Source organism: Streptomyces sp. NPDC001270, from assembly GCF_042896695.1.
Lineage (GTDB): Bacteria > Actinomycetota > Actinomycetes > Streptomycetales > Streptomycetaceae > Streptomyces.
Map to the genome: position 1 here is coordinate 117493 of NZ_JBIAXM010000003.1, position 18572 is coordinate 136064.

Genomic DNA, 18572 nt, shown 5'->3' on the forward strand with positions numbered 1-18572 from the left:
CCGTTCACGTCGGAACGGGTCACGCACCCTCGAAGTATCGTCTTCATCATGCACATATCAATAGTGGGCAACGAAGTCGTCATGAAGGTTTTTGATCAGTCACGCGCGGAAGCGTGCTAACACGTTCCTCGGCACCCTCCAGGTGCCGACCGGCAATCACCCGCCCCGCCTGCCACCGGAGGTCGTCGTGCCCCACCGCCGAGCGTTCCGCGCGTCCCTCGTCACGGCCGCACTGGCCGCGGCCGCCGTGCTCGGACTGGCCGGCTGCGACTCCGGGCCGGACCCGAAGCCGCCCGCGGCCGGCGGGCCGCCGGTGATCGTGCCCGGCGAGCCGGGCGGGGAGAACCACACCCTGTCCGCCGCGGACGCCGCCGAGCAGCGCGCCGAGGACGACTCGCCCAACTCGGCGGACGTCGACTACGCGCGGATGATGATCCAGCACCACTCCCAGGCCCTGGAGATGACCGAACTCGTCCCGGACCGCGCCCGCTCCTCCCAGGTCAAGGGGCTCGCCGAGCGGATCGCCGCGGCCCAGGGTCCGGAGATCACCGCCATGCGGGACTGGCTCGTGTCGTACGGCAAGGACGCGCGGCCCGCGGAGCACGACCACGCCGGGATGCCCGGGATGGCGACCGAGGCGCAGCTGAAGGAGTTGCGCGCGGCCCGGGGCAAGGCGTTCGACGCGATGTTCCTGACGCTGATGATCACCCATCACCAGGGCGCGATCACCATGGCCACCGACGTGAAGGCGCAGGGCAACAACATCCGGATCGAGGAGATGGCGGACGACGTGGTCGCCCAGCAGACGAGTGAGATCGCACGAATGCAGGACATGCAGTGACGCCCGGCTGCGGCGGGGCGGTGACACGGCATCAGCAACCGGCGCCCGCCACGGCGGACCTGCCCCGCGGGCGAGCGGAACCGCGCGCCGCCCGCGCCCGCAGGGGGCGCCAGGCGTGACGGGCAGCGGGCGCCCTCGGCGGCAGGGCGCCCGCGGCCGGTCAGCGCCGTGCGTGACGCGGGGTCAGGAGGCCCGTCTCCCGGGCCTGTCCGATCAGCGCGAGCGACTGGCGGCGGCCGTAGCCGGTCGCGGACATCACTGCGAGGACCGGGTCCCGGCCCTCCTCCTGGGCGGTCCGGTACACGCACGCGGCCCGCCGGCACCCCTCGGTGCCGCGCGGCCAGGCCGGGCGGGCCCGCCGCGCCCCGGCCGGGGTCCCGTCACCCACCCGGGAATCCGTGCCGAGGCCGCACGCCGCCAGCAACGGCTCCTCGATCCAGTCGGCCAGCACTGTCAGGTCGTCCGGGGACAGCGCGGGCCGGGCCCGGACGTCCTCGAAGAAGACGCACGCCTCGCAGACCACGGCGAGCACGTCGATCCGGGCGCCGTCGGCGAACGCCAGCCGGACGGTGAACCACGACGCGGCGCCCTCGTCCTCCCGCACTTCCCAGGCCGGCCCCACGGACACCGTGCCGTCCGCCGCGCAACGACCGGAAAGATTAAGAAAGGATGCTTCTAGCACACACGCAACGTAACCCCATGATCACATACCGTTGGCAACAGACACGCGCGCCTGTCACCCCGTCGCACCCTGTCAGCCGACCCCCGGCAGTGCGATGCTGGAGCCACCAGCGCCCCCTGCGCCCCCAGGGTTAGGAGTCCGCCGTGCTGCGTGTCGCCGTCGTCGGTTCCGGGCCGAGCGGGTGCTACACCGCCCAGAACCTGGTCCAGCAGGACGCCCATGTGCTCGTGGACGTCCTGGACCGCCTGCCCTGCCCGTACGGCCTGGTGCGCTACGGGGTGGCCCCCGACCACGAGAAGATCAAGTCCCTCCAGGGGAACCTGCGGACGGTCCTGGAGGACGACCGGGTGCGGTTCCTGGGCGGCATCCGGGTCGGCGGCCCGGGCGGGCCGGGCGTGCCGCGGCTGCGCGAGCTGTACCACGCGGTCGTCTACTGCGTGGGAGCCGCCACCGACCGGCACCTCGGCATTCCGGGCGAGGACCTGCCCGGCAGTTGGTCGGCGACCGAGTTCGTGTCCTGGTACAGCGCCCATCCGGACGCCGTCGACGCGGGTTTCGTGCGGGACGCCCGGTCGGCCGTGGTCATCGGCGTGGGCAATGTCGCGGTGGATGTCACGCGGATGCTCTCCCGCGGCAGGGCGGAGCTGAGCCCGACCGACATGCCGCAGGACGCGTTGACCACGCTGGCGGCGAGCCGGGTGTCCGAGGTCGTCATGGTGGGCCGGCGCGGCCCCTCGCAGGCCCGCTTCACCACGAAGGAACTGCGCGAGCTGGGCGCCCTGCCCGGCACCGGCATCGGCGTGGACCCCGCCGAACTGGCCATGGATCCGGCGTACCACGATCCGTCCGGGCTGCCCGGGCCGCAGCGCCGCAACCTGGAGGTGCTGCGCGGCTGGGCGGCACAGCGCCCCGGGGACACGGCGCGCAGGATCGGGCTGCGCTTCTTCCTGCGACCTGTGGAACTGCTGGCCGACGGCGGGCGGGTGGCCGCGGTGCGTTTCGAGCGGACCGCGCCGGACGGCCACGGCGGGGTGACGGGCACCGGCCGGTTCGAGACCGTCGAGGCGCAGCTGGTGCTGCGGTCGGTCGGCTATCGCGGGGTGCCGCTGGCGGGGCTGCCGTTCGACGCGCGGAGCGCGACGGTGCCGAACGAGCGGGGCCGCGTGCTCCGGGCGGGCGTCCCGTCGGAGGGCGAGTACGTGGCCGGCTGGATCAAGCGCGGCCCGACCGGGGTCATCGGCACCAACCGCCCGTGCGCCAAGGAGACGGTCGAGTCCCTGCTCGCGGACGCCCCGGTGCTGCTGCGCCGGGAGGTGCCGCGGGATCCCGCGGCGGTACTGCGGGCGGAGGGGGTCGAGCCGGTGGAGTGGCCGGGCTGGCGGGCGATCGAGCGGGCCGAGGCGGAGCTGGGCGCGCGGCTCGGCCGGCACGTGGTGAAGCTCGCCGACTGGGACTCGCTGCTCGCGGCGGCGCGCACGGCGGCACCGTAGCGGGGCCGGCCGCCGCCCCGCGGGCAGGGCACCCGGCGGCAACGGCCCGGACATTCGACGGCAGGTTCAGCCGCCGGCGGCCGACCCGGCGCATCCGGTCACCGCCGACCCCCTGGTGTGCGGTGGGGCGACGCCCGTCCCGTGTGCGGTCCGACCGCGATCGTGCCGAACCCGCCGTTCAACCGCCTTCCCGGGGCGGGCGGTTCAGCCCGCGGCGGCGAGTCGCGCGGCCTGCCGCTCGGCGGCGGCGAGAAGGCAGTCGAGCAGCCCGGGGAAAAGATCGTCCAGATCGTCCCTGCGCAGGCCGTTCATCTTGGCCGTGCCCCGGTAGACCTGCCGGATCACCCCGTTCTCGCGCAGCACCCGGAAGTGGTGCGTGGAGGTCGACTTGGTGACCGGCACGTCGAAGTGGGAGCAGGGCAGCTCGCCTCCGTCGGCGGCGAGCTGCTGCACGATCCGCAGCCGCAGCGGGTCGGCGAGCGCGTGCAGCACGCCCGCGATGCGGATCTCGTCACGTTTCGGATGCGGCAGGTCACGGCTGGTCACGGAGGCAGTTGTCACGACGGCTCACCTTCGTCCTGGAGCCGCCATCGTACGAAACTCTTCGTAGTTTGACACCTCCCATACTACGATGCCTATCGTACGAATCGACCGCCGGTCCCGTGACGTCGATTGGAGCCCGCCGTGAGTGCCCTCTTCGAACCCTTCACCCTGCGTGAAGCGACCTTCCCCAACCGGATCTGGATGGCACCCATGTGCCAGTACTCGGCGGAACCGGACGGCTCCGCGGCGGGCACACCGAACGACTGGCACTTCGCCCACTACGCGGCGCGGGCGACCGGCGGCACCGGCCTGATCATCACCGAGGCCACCGCGATCTCCCCCGAGGGCCGGATCTCCCCGTACGACCTGGGGATCTGGAACGACACCCAGGTGGCGGCGTTCCGCCGGATCACGCGCTTCCTCGCCGGGCAGGGCACCGTGGCCGGGATCCAGCTCGCGCACGGCGGCCGGAAGTCGTCGACGGAGCGGCCGTGGAAGGGCGGCGCGCCCGTCGGGCCCGAGGCCCACGGCTGGCAGCCGCTGGCGCCGAGCCCGGTCCCCTTCGCCGACGGCCATCCCGTGCCGGACGAACTGTCGGCCGATCAGATCGGTGAGATCGTGGACCAGTTCGTGGCGGCGGCCCGCCGCGCGCTGGCCGCCGGATTCGAGGTCGCCGAGATCCACGGCGCCCACGGCTACCTGATCAACGAGTTCCTCTCCCCGCACTCGAACCACCGCACCGACGCCTACGGCGGCTCGTACGAGAACCGGACCCGTTTCGCCCTCGAAGTCGTCGACGCCGTGCGCGCGGTGTGGCCGGACGGGAAGCCGCTGTTCTTCCGCATCTCCGCGACCGACTGGCTGGAGGACGGCGGCTGGACCGCCGACGACACGGTCCGCTTCGCCGCCGAGCTCCAGACCCATGGCGTGGACCTCGTCGACGTGTCCACCGGCGGCAACGCCGCCCGCGTCCGCATCCCCACCGGCCCCGGCTATCAGGTCCCCTTCGCCGCGCGGGTCCGTCGCGAGGCGGGCGTGCCGGCCGCCGCGGTCGGTCTGATCACCGAGCCGCGGCAGGCCGAGAAGATCCTCTCGGACGGCGAGGCGGATGCGGTCCTGCTCGGCCGCGAGCTGCTGCGCGACCCGTCGTTCGCCCGGCACGCGGCGCGCGAGCTGGGCGGCGACGTGCACGTGCCCGACCAGTACCACCGGTCCGTCTGACGGAGACGGGCGGACGGCCCGGCGCCCCGACGGCCCGGCGCCCCGGTCCGCGTCATGGCCGGTCACCGGCCGTCCGCGCGGCTCTCGGGTCCCGGCGGTCCCCCGCGGCCCTCGGGCCCTGGCAATCCCGCTGCTCTCAGGCCCCGGCCCCCGCCCCGTGCACGGTGCCGGTCAGTTCCCGCTGGTAGTCCGCGTACGCGGCGCGCAGGGCGGGGCCCGGCCAGTCGGCGGGCAGGAGGGCGTCCGGCAGCACGGGGTCGGTGAGCAGGTGGCGCACCACCGCGGCGAAACCGGTGAGGCGGTCGGCGGGACGGTCCGCACCTGCCCCATGGGCGAGCAGGGCCCGGCCGGTGGCGGCCCAGGTGTCGAGCGGCCACAGCCCGACGGCGAGGTCGCGCGGGGGCCGGTCGGGGCGGGCGGTGTAGCGCTGGGCCACCTGGTCCAGGTCTTCCGGCAGCGGGCGGCCCAGGTTGGCGGGCCGCAGCCACACGCCCTCACGGAGTTCGGCCAGCCGCAGGACGGCGAGCCGGGCGCGCAGCTCGGCGCGTTCGGCAGGGCCACGGCCCGTCGCCGTGATCACCACCATCTCCCAGTCGCCGCGCCACGCGCGCGTGCGGGGGCGCAGCGCGTCGTCCTGACGGCGCTGACGGGCCAGCAGCCGGTCGCTGAGCCCGTAGACGGCATCCGTGCGTCTCAGGTCACCTGCGGTCACCATCCTGCTGAGCGCGGCCCGCAGGGTGGAGCCGCCGACTCCGAAGGGCTCCACCAGCCGTACGAGGTCCTTGACCGGCAGCCGCGGCGGATGGACGCCGAGCAGCAGGCTCAGCACCACCGACCGGGCGGACAGCGGCCTCAGACAGACCTCGTCGGACGACTCCGACACGTTCATCCGCATGGACACGTACTGTACGGGCGCCTTCTTATTGCACTATTACTACAGCCGCATGAAAAGCGCAACATGGGTCCATGGTCTCGACACCCGCCTCCACCCCGCCGCGGCACGCCACCCACGACGTCACCAACCAGCCCCCTCCCCTGGCCCCGTACGACGCCGCCGAGGACCCGGCCCTGCTGGAGGGGCTGCGCCGGGAGGGCGCGGGCTGGGCCGAGGAGGACGTCCGGCTGCTCGGCCGACGGGCCGGCAGCGCCGAGGCCCAGGAGTGGGGGGAGCTGGCCAACCAGTACGAGCCGCGGCTGCGCACCCACGACCGGTACGGCAACCGGATCGACGAGGTCGAGTTCCACCCCGCCTGGCACCACCTGATGCGGGTCGCGGTCGGCGCGGGCCTGGCGGGCGCCGCATGGGCCGACGAGCGGCCCGGTGCCCATGTCGCCCGCACCGCGGGCGGGCTGGTGTGGGGGCACACCGAGGCCGGGCACGGCTGTCCGACGTCGATGACGTACGCGGCCGTCCCCGCGCTGCGCGCCCAGCCCGACCTCGCCAAGGTCTACGAACCGCTGCTGACCGCCCGGGAGTACGACCCGGTGCTGCGCGTCCCGTCCGAGAAGCCCGCTCTGCTGGCCGGGATGGGCATGACCGAGAAGCAGGGCGGTTCCGACGTCCGGACCAACACCACCGCGGCCACCCCCACCGCCGAGCCCGGCGTGTACACACTGCGCGGCCACAAGTGGTTCACGTCGGCGCCGATGTGCGACGTCTTCCTGGTGCTCGCCCAGGCACCGGGCGGCCTGTCCTGCTTCCTGGTGCCGCGCGTGCTGCCGGACGGCAGCCGCAACACGTTCCGGATCCAGCGGCTGAAGGACAAGCTGGGCAACCGCTCCAACGCCTCCTCCGAGCCGGAGTTCGACGAGACCGTCGCCTGGCTGGTCGGCCCGGAGGGACGCGGTGTCAAGACGATCATCGAGATGGTCAACTGCACCCGCCTCGACTGCGTGATGTCGTCGGCCACCCTGATGCGCAAGACCCTCGTCGAGGCGGGGCACCACGTGCGGCACCGCGGCGCGTTCGGCGCGCGGCTGCTCGACCAGCCGCTGATGCGCAACGTCCTCGCCGATCTCGCGCTGGAGTCGGAGGCCGCGACGACCCTCACGCTGCGGCTGGCCGGTGCGGCGGACCGCGCGGTGCGCGGGGACGCCGGGGAGCAGGCGTTCCGCCGGATCGCGACCGCCGTCGGCAAGTACTGGGTCACCAAACGCGGTCCGGCCTTCACGGCGGAGGCCCTGGAGTGCCTGGGCGGCAACGGCTACGTCGAGGAATCGGGCATGCCGCGCCACTACCGGGAGGCTCCCCTGCTGTCCATCTGGGAGGGCTCGGGGAACGTCAACGCGCTCGACGTACTGCGGGCGCTCGGCCGGGAGCCCGGCACGGCGGACGCCCTGTTCGGCGAGCTGGCCCTGGCCCGCGGGGCGGACGCCCGGCTGGACGCGGCCGTGGCCCGGCTCAAGGACCGGCTCGCCGGGACCGACCAGGCGGGCGCCCGCCGGCTGGTCGAGTCGATGGCCCTGGCGCTCCAGGCGTCGCTGCTGGTCCGGCACGCCCCGGCCGCGGTCGCCGACGCGTTCTGCGCGTCCCGGCTGGGCGGGGACTGGGGCCACTCGTTCGGCACGCTGCCCGGCGGAACCGGACTGGACGCGATCCTGGAGCGCGCCCTGCCGGACGGGGACTGACCGGCGCGGGAACGCGGGCGGCGCCCGGCGCATCCGTCGCGTCCACCCGGGCGGTTCGGTTCGGCGGGCCGTCGGGGGCCTGGGCGGCGCCGCGGAGGCCACGGCCGCCGCCGACCGGTCCACGGCCGCCCGCACGGCACCGGCCCATGGCCGCCTGGCCGGAACCGCTCTCGCGGCATCGCGTCCGACGGGCCGACGACACCGCGCTGACCTGCGATGCCGTCGGATCGGGGAGGACTGTCAGTGGCGGGGTGCACACTGGCCGGTGTCCGAGGACCAGCTGTACGACGACGCGATGCGACGACATCCCGGAGGTGATCGGCATGACCGAGGTACTGCTCGCCGTGGGCACCCGCAAGGGCCTGTTCATCGGGCGGCGGCGAGGGGACGCCTGGGAGTTCGACGAGAGTCCCTGCTTCAACGCACAGGCGATCTACTCGGTCGCCATCGACACCCGCGGCGACACCCCTCGCCTGCTGGCCGGCGGCGACAGCGCCCACTGGGGCCCCTCCGTGTTCCACTCCGACGACCTGGGCCGCAGCTGGACCGAACCCGCCCGGCCCGCCGTCAAGTTCCCCAAGGACACCGGGGCTTCGCTGGAGCGGGTGTGGCAGTTGCACCCGGCCGCCGCCGAGCCGGACGTGATCTACGCGGGCACGGAACCGGCCGCGCTGTACCGCTCCGAGGACCGCGGCGAGAGCTTCGAACTGGTCCGGCCCCTGTGGGAACACCCCACCCGCGGCCAGTGGGTGCCGGGCGGCGGCGGAGAGGGGCTGCACACCGTCCTCACCGACCAGCGCGACCCGAAGGCGGTCACCGTCGCCGTCTCCACGGCCGGTGTGTTCCGCACCACGGACGGCGGCGCGAGCTGGCTGCCGTCCAACTCCGGTGTGTCCGCGGTGTTCCTGCCGGACCCCAACCCCGAGTTCGGTCAGTGCGTGCACAAGATCGCCCAGGACGCGGGCAGCCCGGACCGGCTGTACCTCCAGAACCACTGGGGGGTGTACCGCAGCGACGACGCCGGCGCGCGCTGGACGGACATCGGCGAGGGACTGCCGTCCACCTTCGGCTTCGCGGCGGCGGCCCATCCGCACCGCTCCGGCACGGCGTACGTCTTCCCGATCAACGCCGACGCCGACCGGGTGCCCGCCGGCCGCCGCTGCCGGGTCTTCCGCACGGCGGACGCGGGCCGGAGCTGGGAACCGCTGACGGCCGGCCTGCCGCCGGAGGACCACTACGGAACGGTGCTGCGGGACGCGCTCTGCACCGACGACGGCGACCCGGCGGGCGTGTACTTCGGCAACCGCAACGGCGAGGTGTTCGCGTCGGGCGACGACGGCGACAGCTGGCAGCAGTTGGCCTCCCATCTGCCGGACGTCCTGTGCGTACGGGCCGCGGTCGTCGGCTGAGGCCGGGGCCGGGGAGCGGCACCGGTGCGTGCCGGTCCTCAGGCCGCCGTCCTGATCAGGAACTCCTGGTCCGTCGCCCCGCTACAGGGTTCCATCGTGACGTCGGCCCCGGTCTCGGTGGCGTCGTCGCGCAGGCCCACGCAGCGCCGGGTGCCCTCCTGGCGGATGCGGAAGCGGGCGTCGGCCGGTCCGACCGGCTCGATGCGGAAGTGCTGATAGGTGCGAGTCGCGTCGCAGCTCCTCGCCGGCCAGGGTTCCAGCAGGTCCTTGCCCGGCCCCTCACGACGCAGGGTCAGGCAGCCCCGGCCGTTCACCGGGTGCTGCCACTCGATGAAGTACGGCGTCCGTGACGCGGCGGTGTCGACCGGTCTGAGATAGGTGTGGGGCGGCCTGGCCTCCTCGCAGGGGAGTTGCGCCGCGACGGCGTGCACATACTCGCCGCGGGTGTCCCGGCCCTCGCTGAGACACAGCTGGGGCGTGCGGGCCGGGCGGATCTCCACATAGCCCCGCGGGGAGTCCTCGGCCACCGCGGCCACCTCGGGGGATGCCTTCGGTGCGGGCGGAGGGGGCTCGGCCTGCGAGTTCGTCCGGACGACGACGGCGACCAGGCCCGTCGTCACCGCCGCGGCCAGCATCCACAACCGGGGCCGGCGACGCGGCCCGCCGAACCGCAGGGCGGTCAGGGCCGGTGCCCGCAGGCCGGTCGGCCGCCGCGCCTCAGCAATGTCCGAGGGATACGGACCGGGCGCGGGCTCGGACGCCCCCGCACCGGTCCCTTCCTCGGCCCGTCGGGCAGCCGCCAGCCAGAAGCGGACGTCGGTTTCCGGTGCGCCGCAGGCGCGGACGAACGCCACCAGTGTCCCGGGGGCAGGCGGGTGCTTCCCGCGGAGCATGTCGCTGACCGTGCTGCGGGCCAGGAACTCGCCCTGCGCACGGGCCCGTTCCTCCAGCTCGCGCAGGCTCAGGCCGGACCACTGCTTCAGCTCGCGCAACAGACCGACGAGCGCTGCCACATCCCGCACGGCACACAGCTCGGACTCCCCCACCCTGTCTGCGCCCACGATCACATGCTCATGGATCCGGTTCGGTCCGACAAACGCGGATCAGGACAACCAGGGGAGGTAACCGGACATCCGTCGTCACAGCGTCCTCTTCCCCGCGAGGACGGCGGACCGCTCGGCCGCCGCCGCGTCAGCGGGAGCGTTCCGCCAGCGTCAGCATCAGGTGCGCGGACTCGGGCCGGAGGAAGTCGGAGTGGGCGCCCGAGGGATGCAGCCGGGTGCGCCGGCTGCCGCGGTAGAGCCAGTCGGCGTCCACGTTGACCATCCGGTGGTCCAGGGCGCTCTGCTGGTAGGTCTGGTGGGTCGGCAACAACTTGGTGGTGAACTGCGGCACCGGTGCCGCGCCGGCGCCCGAGTGACCGATGCCGGGCGCCCTCTCGGCACGAAGGTGCCAGAAACCCGTGGCTCGGTCCCAGCGCGAGTGGGTCAGGACGAGCGGGCCGCGCAGCGGGGCGCCCGGCTGTCCGTTGCCCGGGAACAGCGTGTCGAAGCGGCGCACGAAGGCGTCGCGGGGGGCGGCCATCTGGAAGATCAGGGCACTGTCGACGGTGAACGGGCGGCGGGGGTCGTGCGGGGTGCTCCAGCCGAGCACGGGGGGCCGCTCGGCGGCCCGCTGCACCGCCTCGCACAGGAACCGCCCGCCGAAGGAGTGCCCGACGAGGTGCAGGTACTGTCCGCCCCGGCCCGCCAGGACGGCCGGGCCGGACGGGTCCGCCCGCCCGGTGTCCAGATAGCCGAGCAGATGCCCGAGGACGTACGGGGCGTGCCCCGTGCCCTCGGCGCTCATGGCGTGAGCACGGTCGCGGATCTTCCGGTAGCCCTTGAGGGTGGGCAGGCTGGAGGACGGCCAGCGGACCACGACACCCCAGGGCCGGTAGCCGCCGCCCTTCAGCCCCGGGTACCGGTCGGGCTCCGCCTCGTACAGCTCCAGGGCCTGCCGCAGCAGCCGTGCCGCGGTCCGGGTCGCCGCGTCCGGCGAAGTCTGCCAGCCGTGGACGTACACGTGGATGTCGGTGGCCCAGCGCGGAATCGGCAGCCGTCCGGCCAGGTGTTCGGCGACCCGGCCGACGGGGACGGGCGCCGTGCCGCCCTGCACGGTCAGCCGGCCCTTGTCGTCCAGGTCGATCTCGGCGGGCGCGACGAGCGGCAGTGGTGCGGCGCTCACGAGGCGAGGTCCAGCCGGCTGTTGATGCCGCAGTGCAAGGAGTAGGTCAGGCCGAGGGGATTGTGGTACTTCCGCGCGAAGTGCTGCGCCAGCAACTGGTTGATCTCGCCCGCCGTGTGCTCGCCGGTCAAGTACATCTCCAGGAAGGCGTAGGCGTATTCCGTCGCGAAGACCTGGGGGATCTCGATCTGCGGGGCCAGGACGCCTTCGGCGCCCATGGCCCGTAGCTCCTGGCCCAGGTGTTTCAGCGAACCGGGTGCCGCGCCCCGGCCCGTGTGGCACGCGTTCAGCAGGACGAACGGCCTGAACCGGGCCTGTGCTGTGCGCGGGATGCGCCGCCGCCGCCAGGAGACCGCCGGGCCGTCGATCCGCTCCGCGTCGGAGAGACTGACGGACAGGCCGAAGCCGGACCCGCCGCCGTCGACGAGATGGCCGTGGCACCAGAAGTACATGATGTCCTCGTTGAGCACGTGCTGGGAGAGGGCTTCCAGCAGTTCGTCGCTCCGGGTACGCACGACCAGCCGGGAGCGCTGGTCCAGCAGCCGGTGCACCTCCGCCGCCCGCCCCACGTGATCCAGCGCCGTGTCCTTGTTGAGGCTGGTGGCGGCGTGTTCGCGCAGGCCGAGCGGAGCATGGTCCCAGCCGTCGTCGCCGCCCTGCTCCAGCTGGTGGCGGTGGCCGAGGAACGCCTCCCAGGGATCGGCGCACTCCGCCGGGTCCACGGCCAGCATGGACCAGGGCAGGTGGACACAGGAGGCGAAACTGACCCGCAGGGACCCGCGCTCGGTCAACGCCGACGTCAGGAAGTCGCGGACCAGGCACAGTTCGTCGCTGTTGCCCTCCAGCATGGTCTGCAGCAGCGCATGTCCCTGGTCGGCGAGTTTCCTGGCCAGGGACTCGGTCAGGGTGGCGTATTCGCTCAGGTCCGCGGTCCGGGCGAGGGGGAAACCGCCGACCTGGCCGCCGTAGTCGCCGTGCGGGCTCTGGTGGCGGACCACCAGGTCGCTCCAGAGCGCGCGCAACCGGACGCCCAGGTCCCACAGGACGTGAGCCGGGGTCTCCAGCCTGGCGCTGTGCCACTCCCGGTCGTGCGGGGCGCGCGGTCTGGGGGCACTCACCTCGATCCGCAGCGTGTCCGTGGCGTCTTCGCGCACCATCACGCGCAGTTCCTGCGGTGCCCGCCGGGCCTCACCCCGCCGTTGTGGTACTCCCGTGAAGCCGTGGGACGGGTCCCGCACTATCTCCACGGCCAGGTCCTGGGCCATTCCCGGTCAGTCCTCCCCTGGTGCCTGTCGAACGTCTCCGGGCCCCTCCTGGTCCTCGCCGGTGGGTGAGGGGACCGCGACGACCGCCTTGATCTCCTGCAGCACGTGCCCGGACGCGTGGTCGTAGAGGGTGAAGTGGACCGCGTGGTCGCCCGGCTCCCACGCGGTGAGGGCGAAGCGGGCGGCGCCGTCCGGCGGCTCGTACTCGGCCATGGGCGGTTCCACCGAGGCATGTGTTCCGCAGCCCGCCGTCACCACGATCCGGCCCAGCTCCGCCGCCGGCGCCCCGGCCACGTGCTCCAGCCGCACTTCGAGCTGGGCGGGGCCGGCCACGGCAGGACGGTCCGTCAGCAGGGTCACCCGGGTCCGCCAGGCCGGTCGCGCGGTACGCAACCGCCAGCGCAGCTCGACGACATCGGGATGGTCCGGTCCGAAGACCCGCTCCCAGGACTCCACCACCTGCTCGTGGACCGGCCCGGAGCGCGGGTCACCGGCCTCCAGGCACGCGAACGCCAGCTCGGCCAGGCTCTCCAGGGTGTCCGGATGCTCCGGCCCGAACATCCGGGTCCGGCCCGCGTGCACGGCGGTCAGCAGGGCCACGGCCCGGTCCGGGGAACCGGTGTCGGACAGGGCGTGCGCCAGTTCCACGGCGAGGGAGGGCAGGAACCCCTCGTAGCGCGCGGCCAGCAACTCGACGACCGCCCCCAGCCGGGTGCTCTCCGGTCCCTCCGTCGACCACCCCGGGCGCACCGGGGCGTGCGCCGCTCGCAGATGAACATCGGTGACGGCGTCGGACGTCGCGGGAAACCCGAGGTGCGGCAGGAGACCGGCGTACGACCGCAGCAGACCGCCGAGCACGTCCAGCGCCTCGTCCGGTTCACCGGCCTGGAGCAGGGCGTGTGCCAGGACGGGGAGTTGGGCCAAGGTACGCCGGCCGTCGCGGCCGTAGAGCCGAGTGGCGTCCCGCACCAGGTCCCGGGCATCGCGCACCGCCCGGTCCGCCGGTCCCGTGTCGGCGGTCAGCCAGGCCAGATGCCCCCGGACCCAGAACCGGACCCGGTGTTCCTCCGGAAGCTCCTTCTCGCACTGCCACAGGAGTTCTTCCAGCACCGCCGTGGCCTGCCGGGTGTCGCCCATCTCCCAGCTGGCGTAGGCCAGATCGATGCGGCAGTCGATCGTCCCGGAGTGGTTCGCTCCGCGCACCCGGTCGCTGTCCAGGGCCAGTTCGTGCAGTTCCCGTACGGCACGCAGGTGTTCGCCTCGGCAGCGCCGGGCCCAGGCCAGCTTCAGACGCGTGGTCAGGACAGCCTCGTGGTCCGCTCCCTGCGCCCGGCGACGATCCTCCAACAGGGACGTGTACTGCGTCAGCGCGCCCGTGAGATCGCCGCTCTCCCCGAGCGCGTCCGCGAGCCGGGCGCGGGCGGCGAGCGTCGTGCCGTGGTGTGCGCCGAGCACCCGTTCGCATCTGCTCACCAGATCGCGGGCCGTCTCGGCAGCCGGGCCGGCGGCCGACTGGCCGAAGTACGCCCAGGCGATGTCGTCCCGTACGTCGAGGGTGTCGGCGTGGTCGGGACCGAGGAGGCGTTCGTGCACGTCCAGGAGTTCCTTGAGTTCCCGGAGCGCGCCCACCCGGTCGCCGGCGGACTCCCGCCACATGGCCAGGTACCGGCGGCAGGCCAGCGTGGAGGAGTGTTCCGCGCCCTGCGCCTCGGCGCGGTCCGCCGCCAGCCGCTCCAGGACGGCGACGGTCAGCTCGTAGTCCTTCCGCCTGCCGTGGGCACTCGACAGCAGGTCGCGGGTGGCGAGGGTCTGGAAGTGGTCCGGGCCCAGGATGCGCTCCCGGTCCGCGACCAGTTCCTCGAACCCCGCGACGGCCTGCCGGTACCGCCCGGACAGCATGTGCGCGTAGGCCAGGAGGACCCGGGCGTTGAGCGTCGCCGGGTGTTCGGCACCGCGCACCCGGGTGTGCAGGGTGACGGTCTGGGCCGCGCGGGCCACGGCTCGCTCGTGGTCTCCCGCCGCGCACTCCCCGCTGACCAGGTCGAGGTGGAGCCCGAGGACCGCCGGGTGCTCGGCTCCGCTCAGCCGGGTCCGGGTGTCGAGCAGGGACTCCAGTTCCCTCATCGACGACGCGTGGTCCCCGGCGGCCCGCCGTACCGCCGCCATGTCCTGCCGGACCGACAGGGTGCGCGGATGGTCCTTGCCGGACGTCCGGGTCAGGGACGCCACGACCTGTTCGTACTCGGCGACGGCCTGCTCGTGGTCGCCGGCCGCCGAGTGGGCGTCCGCCAGGTTCTGCCGCACGAGCAGGGTGCTCGGGGAGTCGGCCCCGAACAGTCGGCGCCGGTCGTCCAGCAGGGCCGAGAACTCCGCCACGGCGGCCTGCTGCTCCTTGGCGTCCGTCCGGGTCAGGGCCAGGTCGTTGCGGACGCCGAGGGTGCCCGGCGCGTCGGGGCCACCGATCCGGCGGTGGTCGGCGAGCAGTTCTTCGTACGCCGCGACGGCCCTCGGGTACTCGCGTGCCGAACGCAGCACCAGGGCCCGCCAGCTACGGGTGTCCAGCGTGTCCGGGTGGTCCGGGCCCTGGATCCGGGTCCGGTCGGCGATGAGCGCTTCGAAGACCTCGCCGGCCCGCGTGTACTTCCCGGCCGCGTGGAGGGTGACCGCGACCCGCTCCCGGAGTCCGAGGGTCGCGGGGTGCTCCGGGCCGTGCACCCGTTCGTACGCGTCGACCAGTGGGCCGTGGCGCCGCAGGGCCTCCGTGTGCTGCCGTTCCTCGAAGAACACCTCGGCCAGAGCGCGCCGGAGGGCGAGGACGCGCGGGTGGTCGGGGCGTTTCACCGCGGCCAGTTCGGCGAGCAGGGCCTCCAGTTCCTCGACCGCCCGCGTGTGGTCGCCCGCCTTCTGCCGGGTGCGGGCCAGGTTCTCGCGGGTGGCCACGACCCGGGGGTGCAGTGGGCCGAAGACGTGGGTCCGGTCCTGCACCAGGGCTTCGTAGAGCCGGATGGCGGTGCCGTACCGGCCGGCGGCCCGCTGGGCCAGGGCCAGGTTCGCGCGGGCGGCCAGCGTCGCCGGGTGCAGCCTCCCGCGTACCTCCTGGTGGACGGTGACGAGTGCCGTGCGCTCTCGTACCGAGTGGTCGTGCTCGCCGGCCAGTTGCCGGGTGAAGGCCAGTGCCGCCCGGGACCTCAGGGTGTCCGGGTGGTGCTCCCCCATGGCCCGCGTGCAGTCGGTGACGACCTCCTGGTAACCGGCGGCGGCCCGCGCGTAGTCGCCCCGCGCGCGGTGGATCAGAGCGATGTCGTCGCGGTAGTCGAGCGTGGCGGGGTGGTCCGGGCCCTGCACCCGGGCGCTGTGCGCGGCCAGTTCCTCGAACTCGGCCAGTACCGCGTCCGGGCCTGTCACGTCCCACAGGGCGTAGGCCAGTTGCTGGCGTTCGCGCAGCGTGTCCGGATGGTCCGGGCCCTGCACACGCCTGCGGTCGTCGACCAGTTCCCGGTACAGGTCGAGGGCCGTCCGCGCGTCGCCGGCCGCGGAGTGCGCGGCGGCCAGCCAGCCCCGGCTGGTCAGTGTGTCGGGATGGTCCGGCCCGTGCACGTGCCGCCGGTCCGCGACGGCCTCCTCGTACAGCCGCAGCGCCGTGCGGTGCTCGTCGGCCGCCCGGTGGGCGTACGCGAGGCTGGTACGGGCGGCCAGCGCGTCACTGTGCCGGCGGCCCAGGACCCGGTCGCGGTCGTCGACGACCGACTTGAACTCCGCGACCGCGTCCTCGTACCGGCCCGCCGACTGGAGCGCGTAGGCCAGTCCGGCGCGGCTGGTGAGCGTGTCCGGGTGATCGTCGCCCTGCAACCGCCGGCGATCGGCGACCACCGCGGTCAACTCCCGCACCGCGCGCGTGGCCTCTCCCGCCTTGCGGTAGGCGTTGGCCAACTGGTCGCGGCTCGCCAGCGTCTGAACCGCCTCCGGGCCGTGCAGCCGGTAGCGGTCGAGGTAGAGGTCCTGGCACAGCTCGACCGCGACGGCCGGGTCGCCCGCCTTCGCGTGCAGCTTCGCGAGCCGGTCGCGGTCGGCCAGGGCCGCGGCGTGATCGGTGTCGAGCAGCCGGGTGGTCCCGTGGACGACCTGCGTCATCAAGGGAATCGCCAGGACGTGCTGCTCCCGGGCGACCAGTTCGTCGGCGCCCCGGCGGTACATCTCGGCCACTTCGGCGCTCGGTTCGCCGGCCGGACCGGACGCCGCCAGGGCCTGGATGTGGGCGAGCAGGCCCCGGATGCGGTCCGGCGTCGCCTCCGCGACCTCGGCGGCGAGTGCCCGCTCCATGAGGTCACGGGCCTTCGGGGCCTGGGCGGGGGCGGCGTCGCGCAGCGTCCGCTGGACCAGCCGGTGCAGCGCCAGACCGTCCGGGCTCAAGGTCACCAGGTGGTAGTCGGCCAGCGCGGCCAGCGCGCCCTCGGTCTCGGCGGCGGGGCCGGCCCGGCGCAGGACGACCTCGCGGGGCACCGGCTCGGGCGCACACCAGGCCAGGGCGTACAGCAGGGGGACGGCCGGCGGGTGGGCGGTCCGGATCGTCTCCAGGCTGGTGCGCCAGATCTGCGCGATCGTCCGTCCCGAGCTTCCCGTCCCGTCGGTGAGCAGCGTCTCCGGCACCCGGGCCAGCCGCGCCCGGTACGCGGCGAAACCGGTGCGCGTCTCCCGGAGGTACGCCCCGGCCTGGGTGAGTGCCAACGGCAGCCGGCCGAGATCGACGGCGAGTTGCTCGATCTGCGCCAGTTCGCCGGCGGACACGGGGGTTGCGCGGCCGGCGGTGGCGCGCAGCAGTTCGACGGCCTCCTGCTGGCCGAGCACGTCGAGGTCGACCAGGCTGGCCGCCTCCGGCCAGCCGGAACGGCTGCGGCTGGTGGCCAACTGGTGCCCGCGTCCGAGGAGACGGCCCATGAACGGGGTGAGATCCTGGGGGCGCTCCACGTTGTCGTAGACCAGCAGCCATCCCGGGTGTCCGTCCAGCCAGGTCAACGCCCACTCGGTGCGTTCTCTGGCGGAGGCGTCCCGGGCCCAGGACGGATGCAGTCGCGACGCCAGCTCGGCGAATCCGGTGGCGATCTGTTCCTCGCTCTCCCCGACGATCCACCAGGTCAGCGGGTATTTCCCCCGCGAGACCTCGGCGTAGTGCAGCGCCAGCGCGGTCTTGCCGATGCCGCCCAGGCCGCTGACGGCGGTGGCGGCACCGCTCGACTGGGTGATGATGCCCTGGCCGGACTCCAGAAGACCTGCCAATCGGCTCAGATCGACGTCACGGCCGACGAAGGGCCGGGAGGGCAGCACGGGCAGGTTGTCCAGGCCGCCGGCCGGCGGTGGGATCCGCGCGGCGGCGGTCCGCGCGGCACGGGTCAGTACCGTGGTGTGCTTCTCGGCGTACGGGTCGGCGCCGAGCCGCGAGCCGCCGTCGTCCTGCCCGAACCTCAGTGACTCGCTGCGCAGGAGGTCGGTGCTGGTGCCCTGTGCCTCGTGAGTGATCGTCATGGTCCCCCGGTCGGCCCTCAACTACACGTCCGCGCATGGCAGTTACCGGCCGCCACCAACGGTAGCCGCATGGGCGGGAGTTGTCAGCGTCTTGGGGGCGTGGCCAGGGAGAGGAGTTCCGCGCGGACGGCCGGATCGTCGTGGTACACCCCGAGCAGGTGGGTGGTCACCGTGTGGGCCTCCGGGGCGGGGGCGCCGTGCAGGTTCCCGCACGGGTGCGAGGCGTGGATCACGCAGGCGGCGCCGAGGGTGTCGAGCCTGCTGTCGATGGCGTGCACGATCTGCTGCCCGAGCCGCTCCTGGGTCTGCGGGCGGGCGGCCAGTCCTTCGACCAGGCGGGCCAGTTTCGACAGGCCGACGACGCGGGCGCCGGGAGCCGGCAGGTAGGCCACGGTGGCCGTGCCCGCCCAGGGCAGCAGGTGGTGCCGGCACAGCGAGACGAACCGGACACCGGAGACCACGATCATGCCGGGGTCGGCGGACTCGGCGGGAAAGGTGACGTCCAGGGGCCGGAGGGGGTCATGCCGGTGGCCCGCGGTCAGGTCGGCCACGGCGTGGACGAACCGTTCGGGGGCGTGGATCGTGTGCTCGTCCGCGCAGAGAATTCCCAGGCAGGCGAACATGGCGCGGGCGTGCCGGGCGGCCTGGGTGAGGTCCGGGGCGGCGCGGTCGTCCGGAGCACCGCCGTGCTCGGGCTCGGACGGTCCCTCGGGCCGCGGTTCGAGTGGGGTGATGGTGGTCATGGGG

General features: G+C 73.8%; 13 protein-coding genes. 5 read left to right on the forward strand and 8 right to left on the reverse strand.

From position 1 onward, the window contains the following. Window positions 1–187: 187 nt before the first annotated feature. Window positions 188–841 (forward strand): DUF305 domain-containing protein, encoded by a 654-nt coding sequence (locus ACFY2B_RS06905; protein WP_390762094.1) that lies wholly within the window; start codon window positions 188–190, stop codon window positions 839–841. Window positions 842–1001: 160 nt separating this feature from the next. Here ACFY2B_RS06905 and ACFY2B_RS06910 read toward each other — a convergent pair whose 3' ends face one another. Beyond that, on the reverse strand, window positions 1002–1469 hold the full coding sequence (locus ACFY2B_RS06910) for a DUF6214 family protein (protein WP_390762095.1): 468 nt from the start codon (window positions 1467–1469) through the stop codon (window positions 1002–1004). Window positions 1470–1666: 197 nt separating this feature from the next. Here ACFY2B_RS06910 and ACFY2B_RS06915 point away from each other — a divergent pair, with 197 nt between their 5' ends. Then, complete coding sequence (locus ACFY2B_RS06915; RefSeq protein ID WP_390762096.1) at window positions 1667–3013, forward strand: FAD-dependent oxidoreductase; 1347 nt, start codon at window positions 1667–1669, stop codon at window positions 3011–3013. Between the two features lie 204 nt (window positions 3014–3217). On the opposite strand, the gene ACFY2B_RS06920 is transcribed toward ACFY2B_RS06915, so the two are convergent. Next, complete coding sequence (locus ACFY2B_RS06920; protein WP_390762097.1) at window positions 3218–3574, reverse strand: ArsR/SmtB family transcription factor; 357 nt, start codon at window positions 3572–3574, stop codon at window positions 3218–3220. Window positions 3575–3697: 123 nt separating this feature from the next. Here ACFY2B_RS06920 and ACFY2B_RS06925 point away from each other — a divergent pair, with 123 nt between their 5' ends. After that, window positions 3698–4777, forward strand: coding sequence for an NADH:flavin oxidoreductase/NADH oxidase (locus tag ACFY2B_RS06925; RefSeq protein WP_390762098.1), 1080 nt, complete (start codon window positions 3698–3700; stop codon window positions 4775–4777). A 136-nt stretch (window positions 4778–4913) separates the two neighbouring features. Here the strand turns inward: ACFY2B_RS06925 and ACFY2B_RS06930 are convergent, their stop codons facing one another. Then, the gene (locus tag ACFY2B_RS06930) at window positions 4914–5672 is read right to left on the reverse strand and encodes a PaaX family transcriptional regulator C-terminal domain-containing protein (protein WP_390762099.1); all 759 of its coding nucleotides are present in this window, start codon (window positions 5670–5672) and stop codon (window positions 4914–4916) included. Between the two features lie 71 nt (window positions 5673–5743). Here ACFY2B_RS06930 and ACFY2B_RS06935 point away from each other — a divergent pair, with 71 nt between their 5' ends. After that, on the forward strand, window positions 5744–7405 hold the full coding sequence (locus ACFY2B_RS06935) for an acyl-CoA dehydrogenase family protein (RefSeq protein ID WP_390762100.1): 1662 nt from the start codon (window positions 5744–5746) through the stop codon (window positions 7403–7405). A gap of 323 nt (window positions 7406–7728) precedes the next feature. Beyond that, entirely contained in the window at window positions 7729–8814 is a 1086-nt protein-coding gene (locus tag ACFY2B_RS06940) for a WD40/YVTN/BNR-like repeat-containing protein (RefSeq protein ID WP_390762101.1), read from the forward strand. Between the two features lie 38 nt (window positions 8815–8852). Here ACFY2B_RS06940 and ACFY2B_RS06945 read toward each other — a convergent pair whose 3' ends face one another. The 5 genes from ACFY2B_RS06945 to folE all read right to left on the reverse strand — a co-directional run bounded on the left by ACFY2B_RS06945 (window position 8853) and on the right by folE (window position 18568). Beyond that, the gene (locus ACFY2B_RS06945) at window positions 8853–9875 is read right to left on the reverse strand and encodes a helix-turn-helix domain-containing protein (protein WP_390762102.1); all 1023 of its coding nucleotides are present in this window, start codon (window positions 9873–9875) and stop codon (window positions 8853–8855) included. Between the two features lie 130 nt (window positions 9876–10005). Further along, a complete protein-coding gene (locus ACFY2B_RS06950; protein ID WP_390762103.1) occupies window positions 10006–11040 on the reverse strand; it encodes a hypothetical protein in 1035 nt (344 codons plus the stop codon). After that, complete coding sequence (locus ACFY2B_RS06955) at window positions 11037–12305, reverse strand: CHAT domain-containing protein (RefSeq protein ID WP_390762104.1); 1269 nt, start codon at window positions 12303–12305, stop codon at window positions 11037–11039. The genes ACFY2B_RS06950 and ACFY2B_RS06955 overlap by 4 nt, the downstream gene beginning before the upstream one ends. Before the next feature lie 6 nt (window positions 12306–12311). Then, entirely contained in the window at window positions 12312–17825 is a 5514-nt protein-coding gene (locus tag ACFY2B_RS06960) for a tetratricopeptide repeat protein (RefSeq protein WP_390762105.1), read from the reverse strand. An 83-nt stretch (window positions 17826–17908) separates the two neighbouring features. Then, on the reverse strand, window positions 17909–18568 hold the full coding sequence (folE, locus tag ACFY2B_RS06965; protein WP_390762106.1) for a GTP cyclohydrolase I: 660 nt from the start codon (window positions 18566–18568) through the stop codon (window positions 17909–17911). Between the last annotated feature and the right edge of the window lie 4 nt (window positions 18569–18572).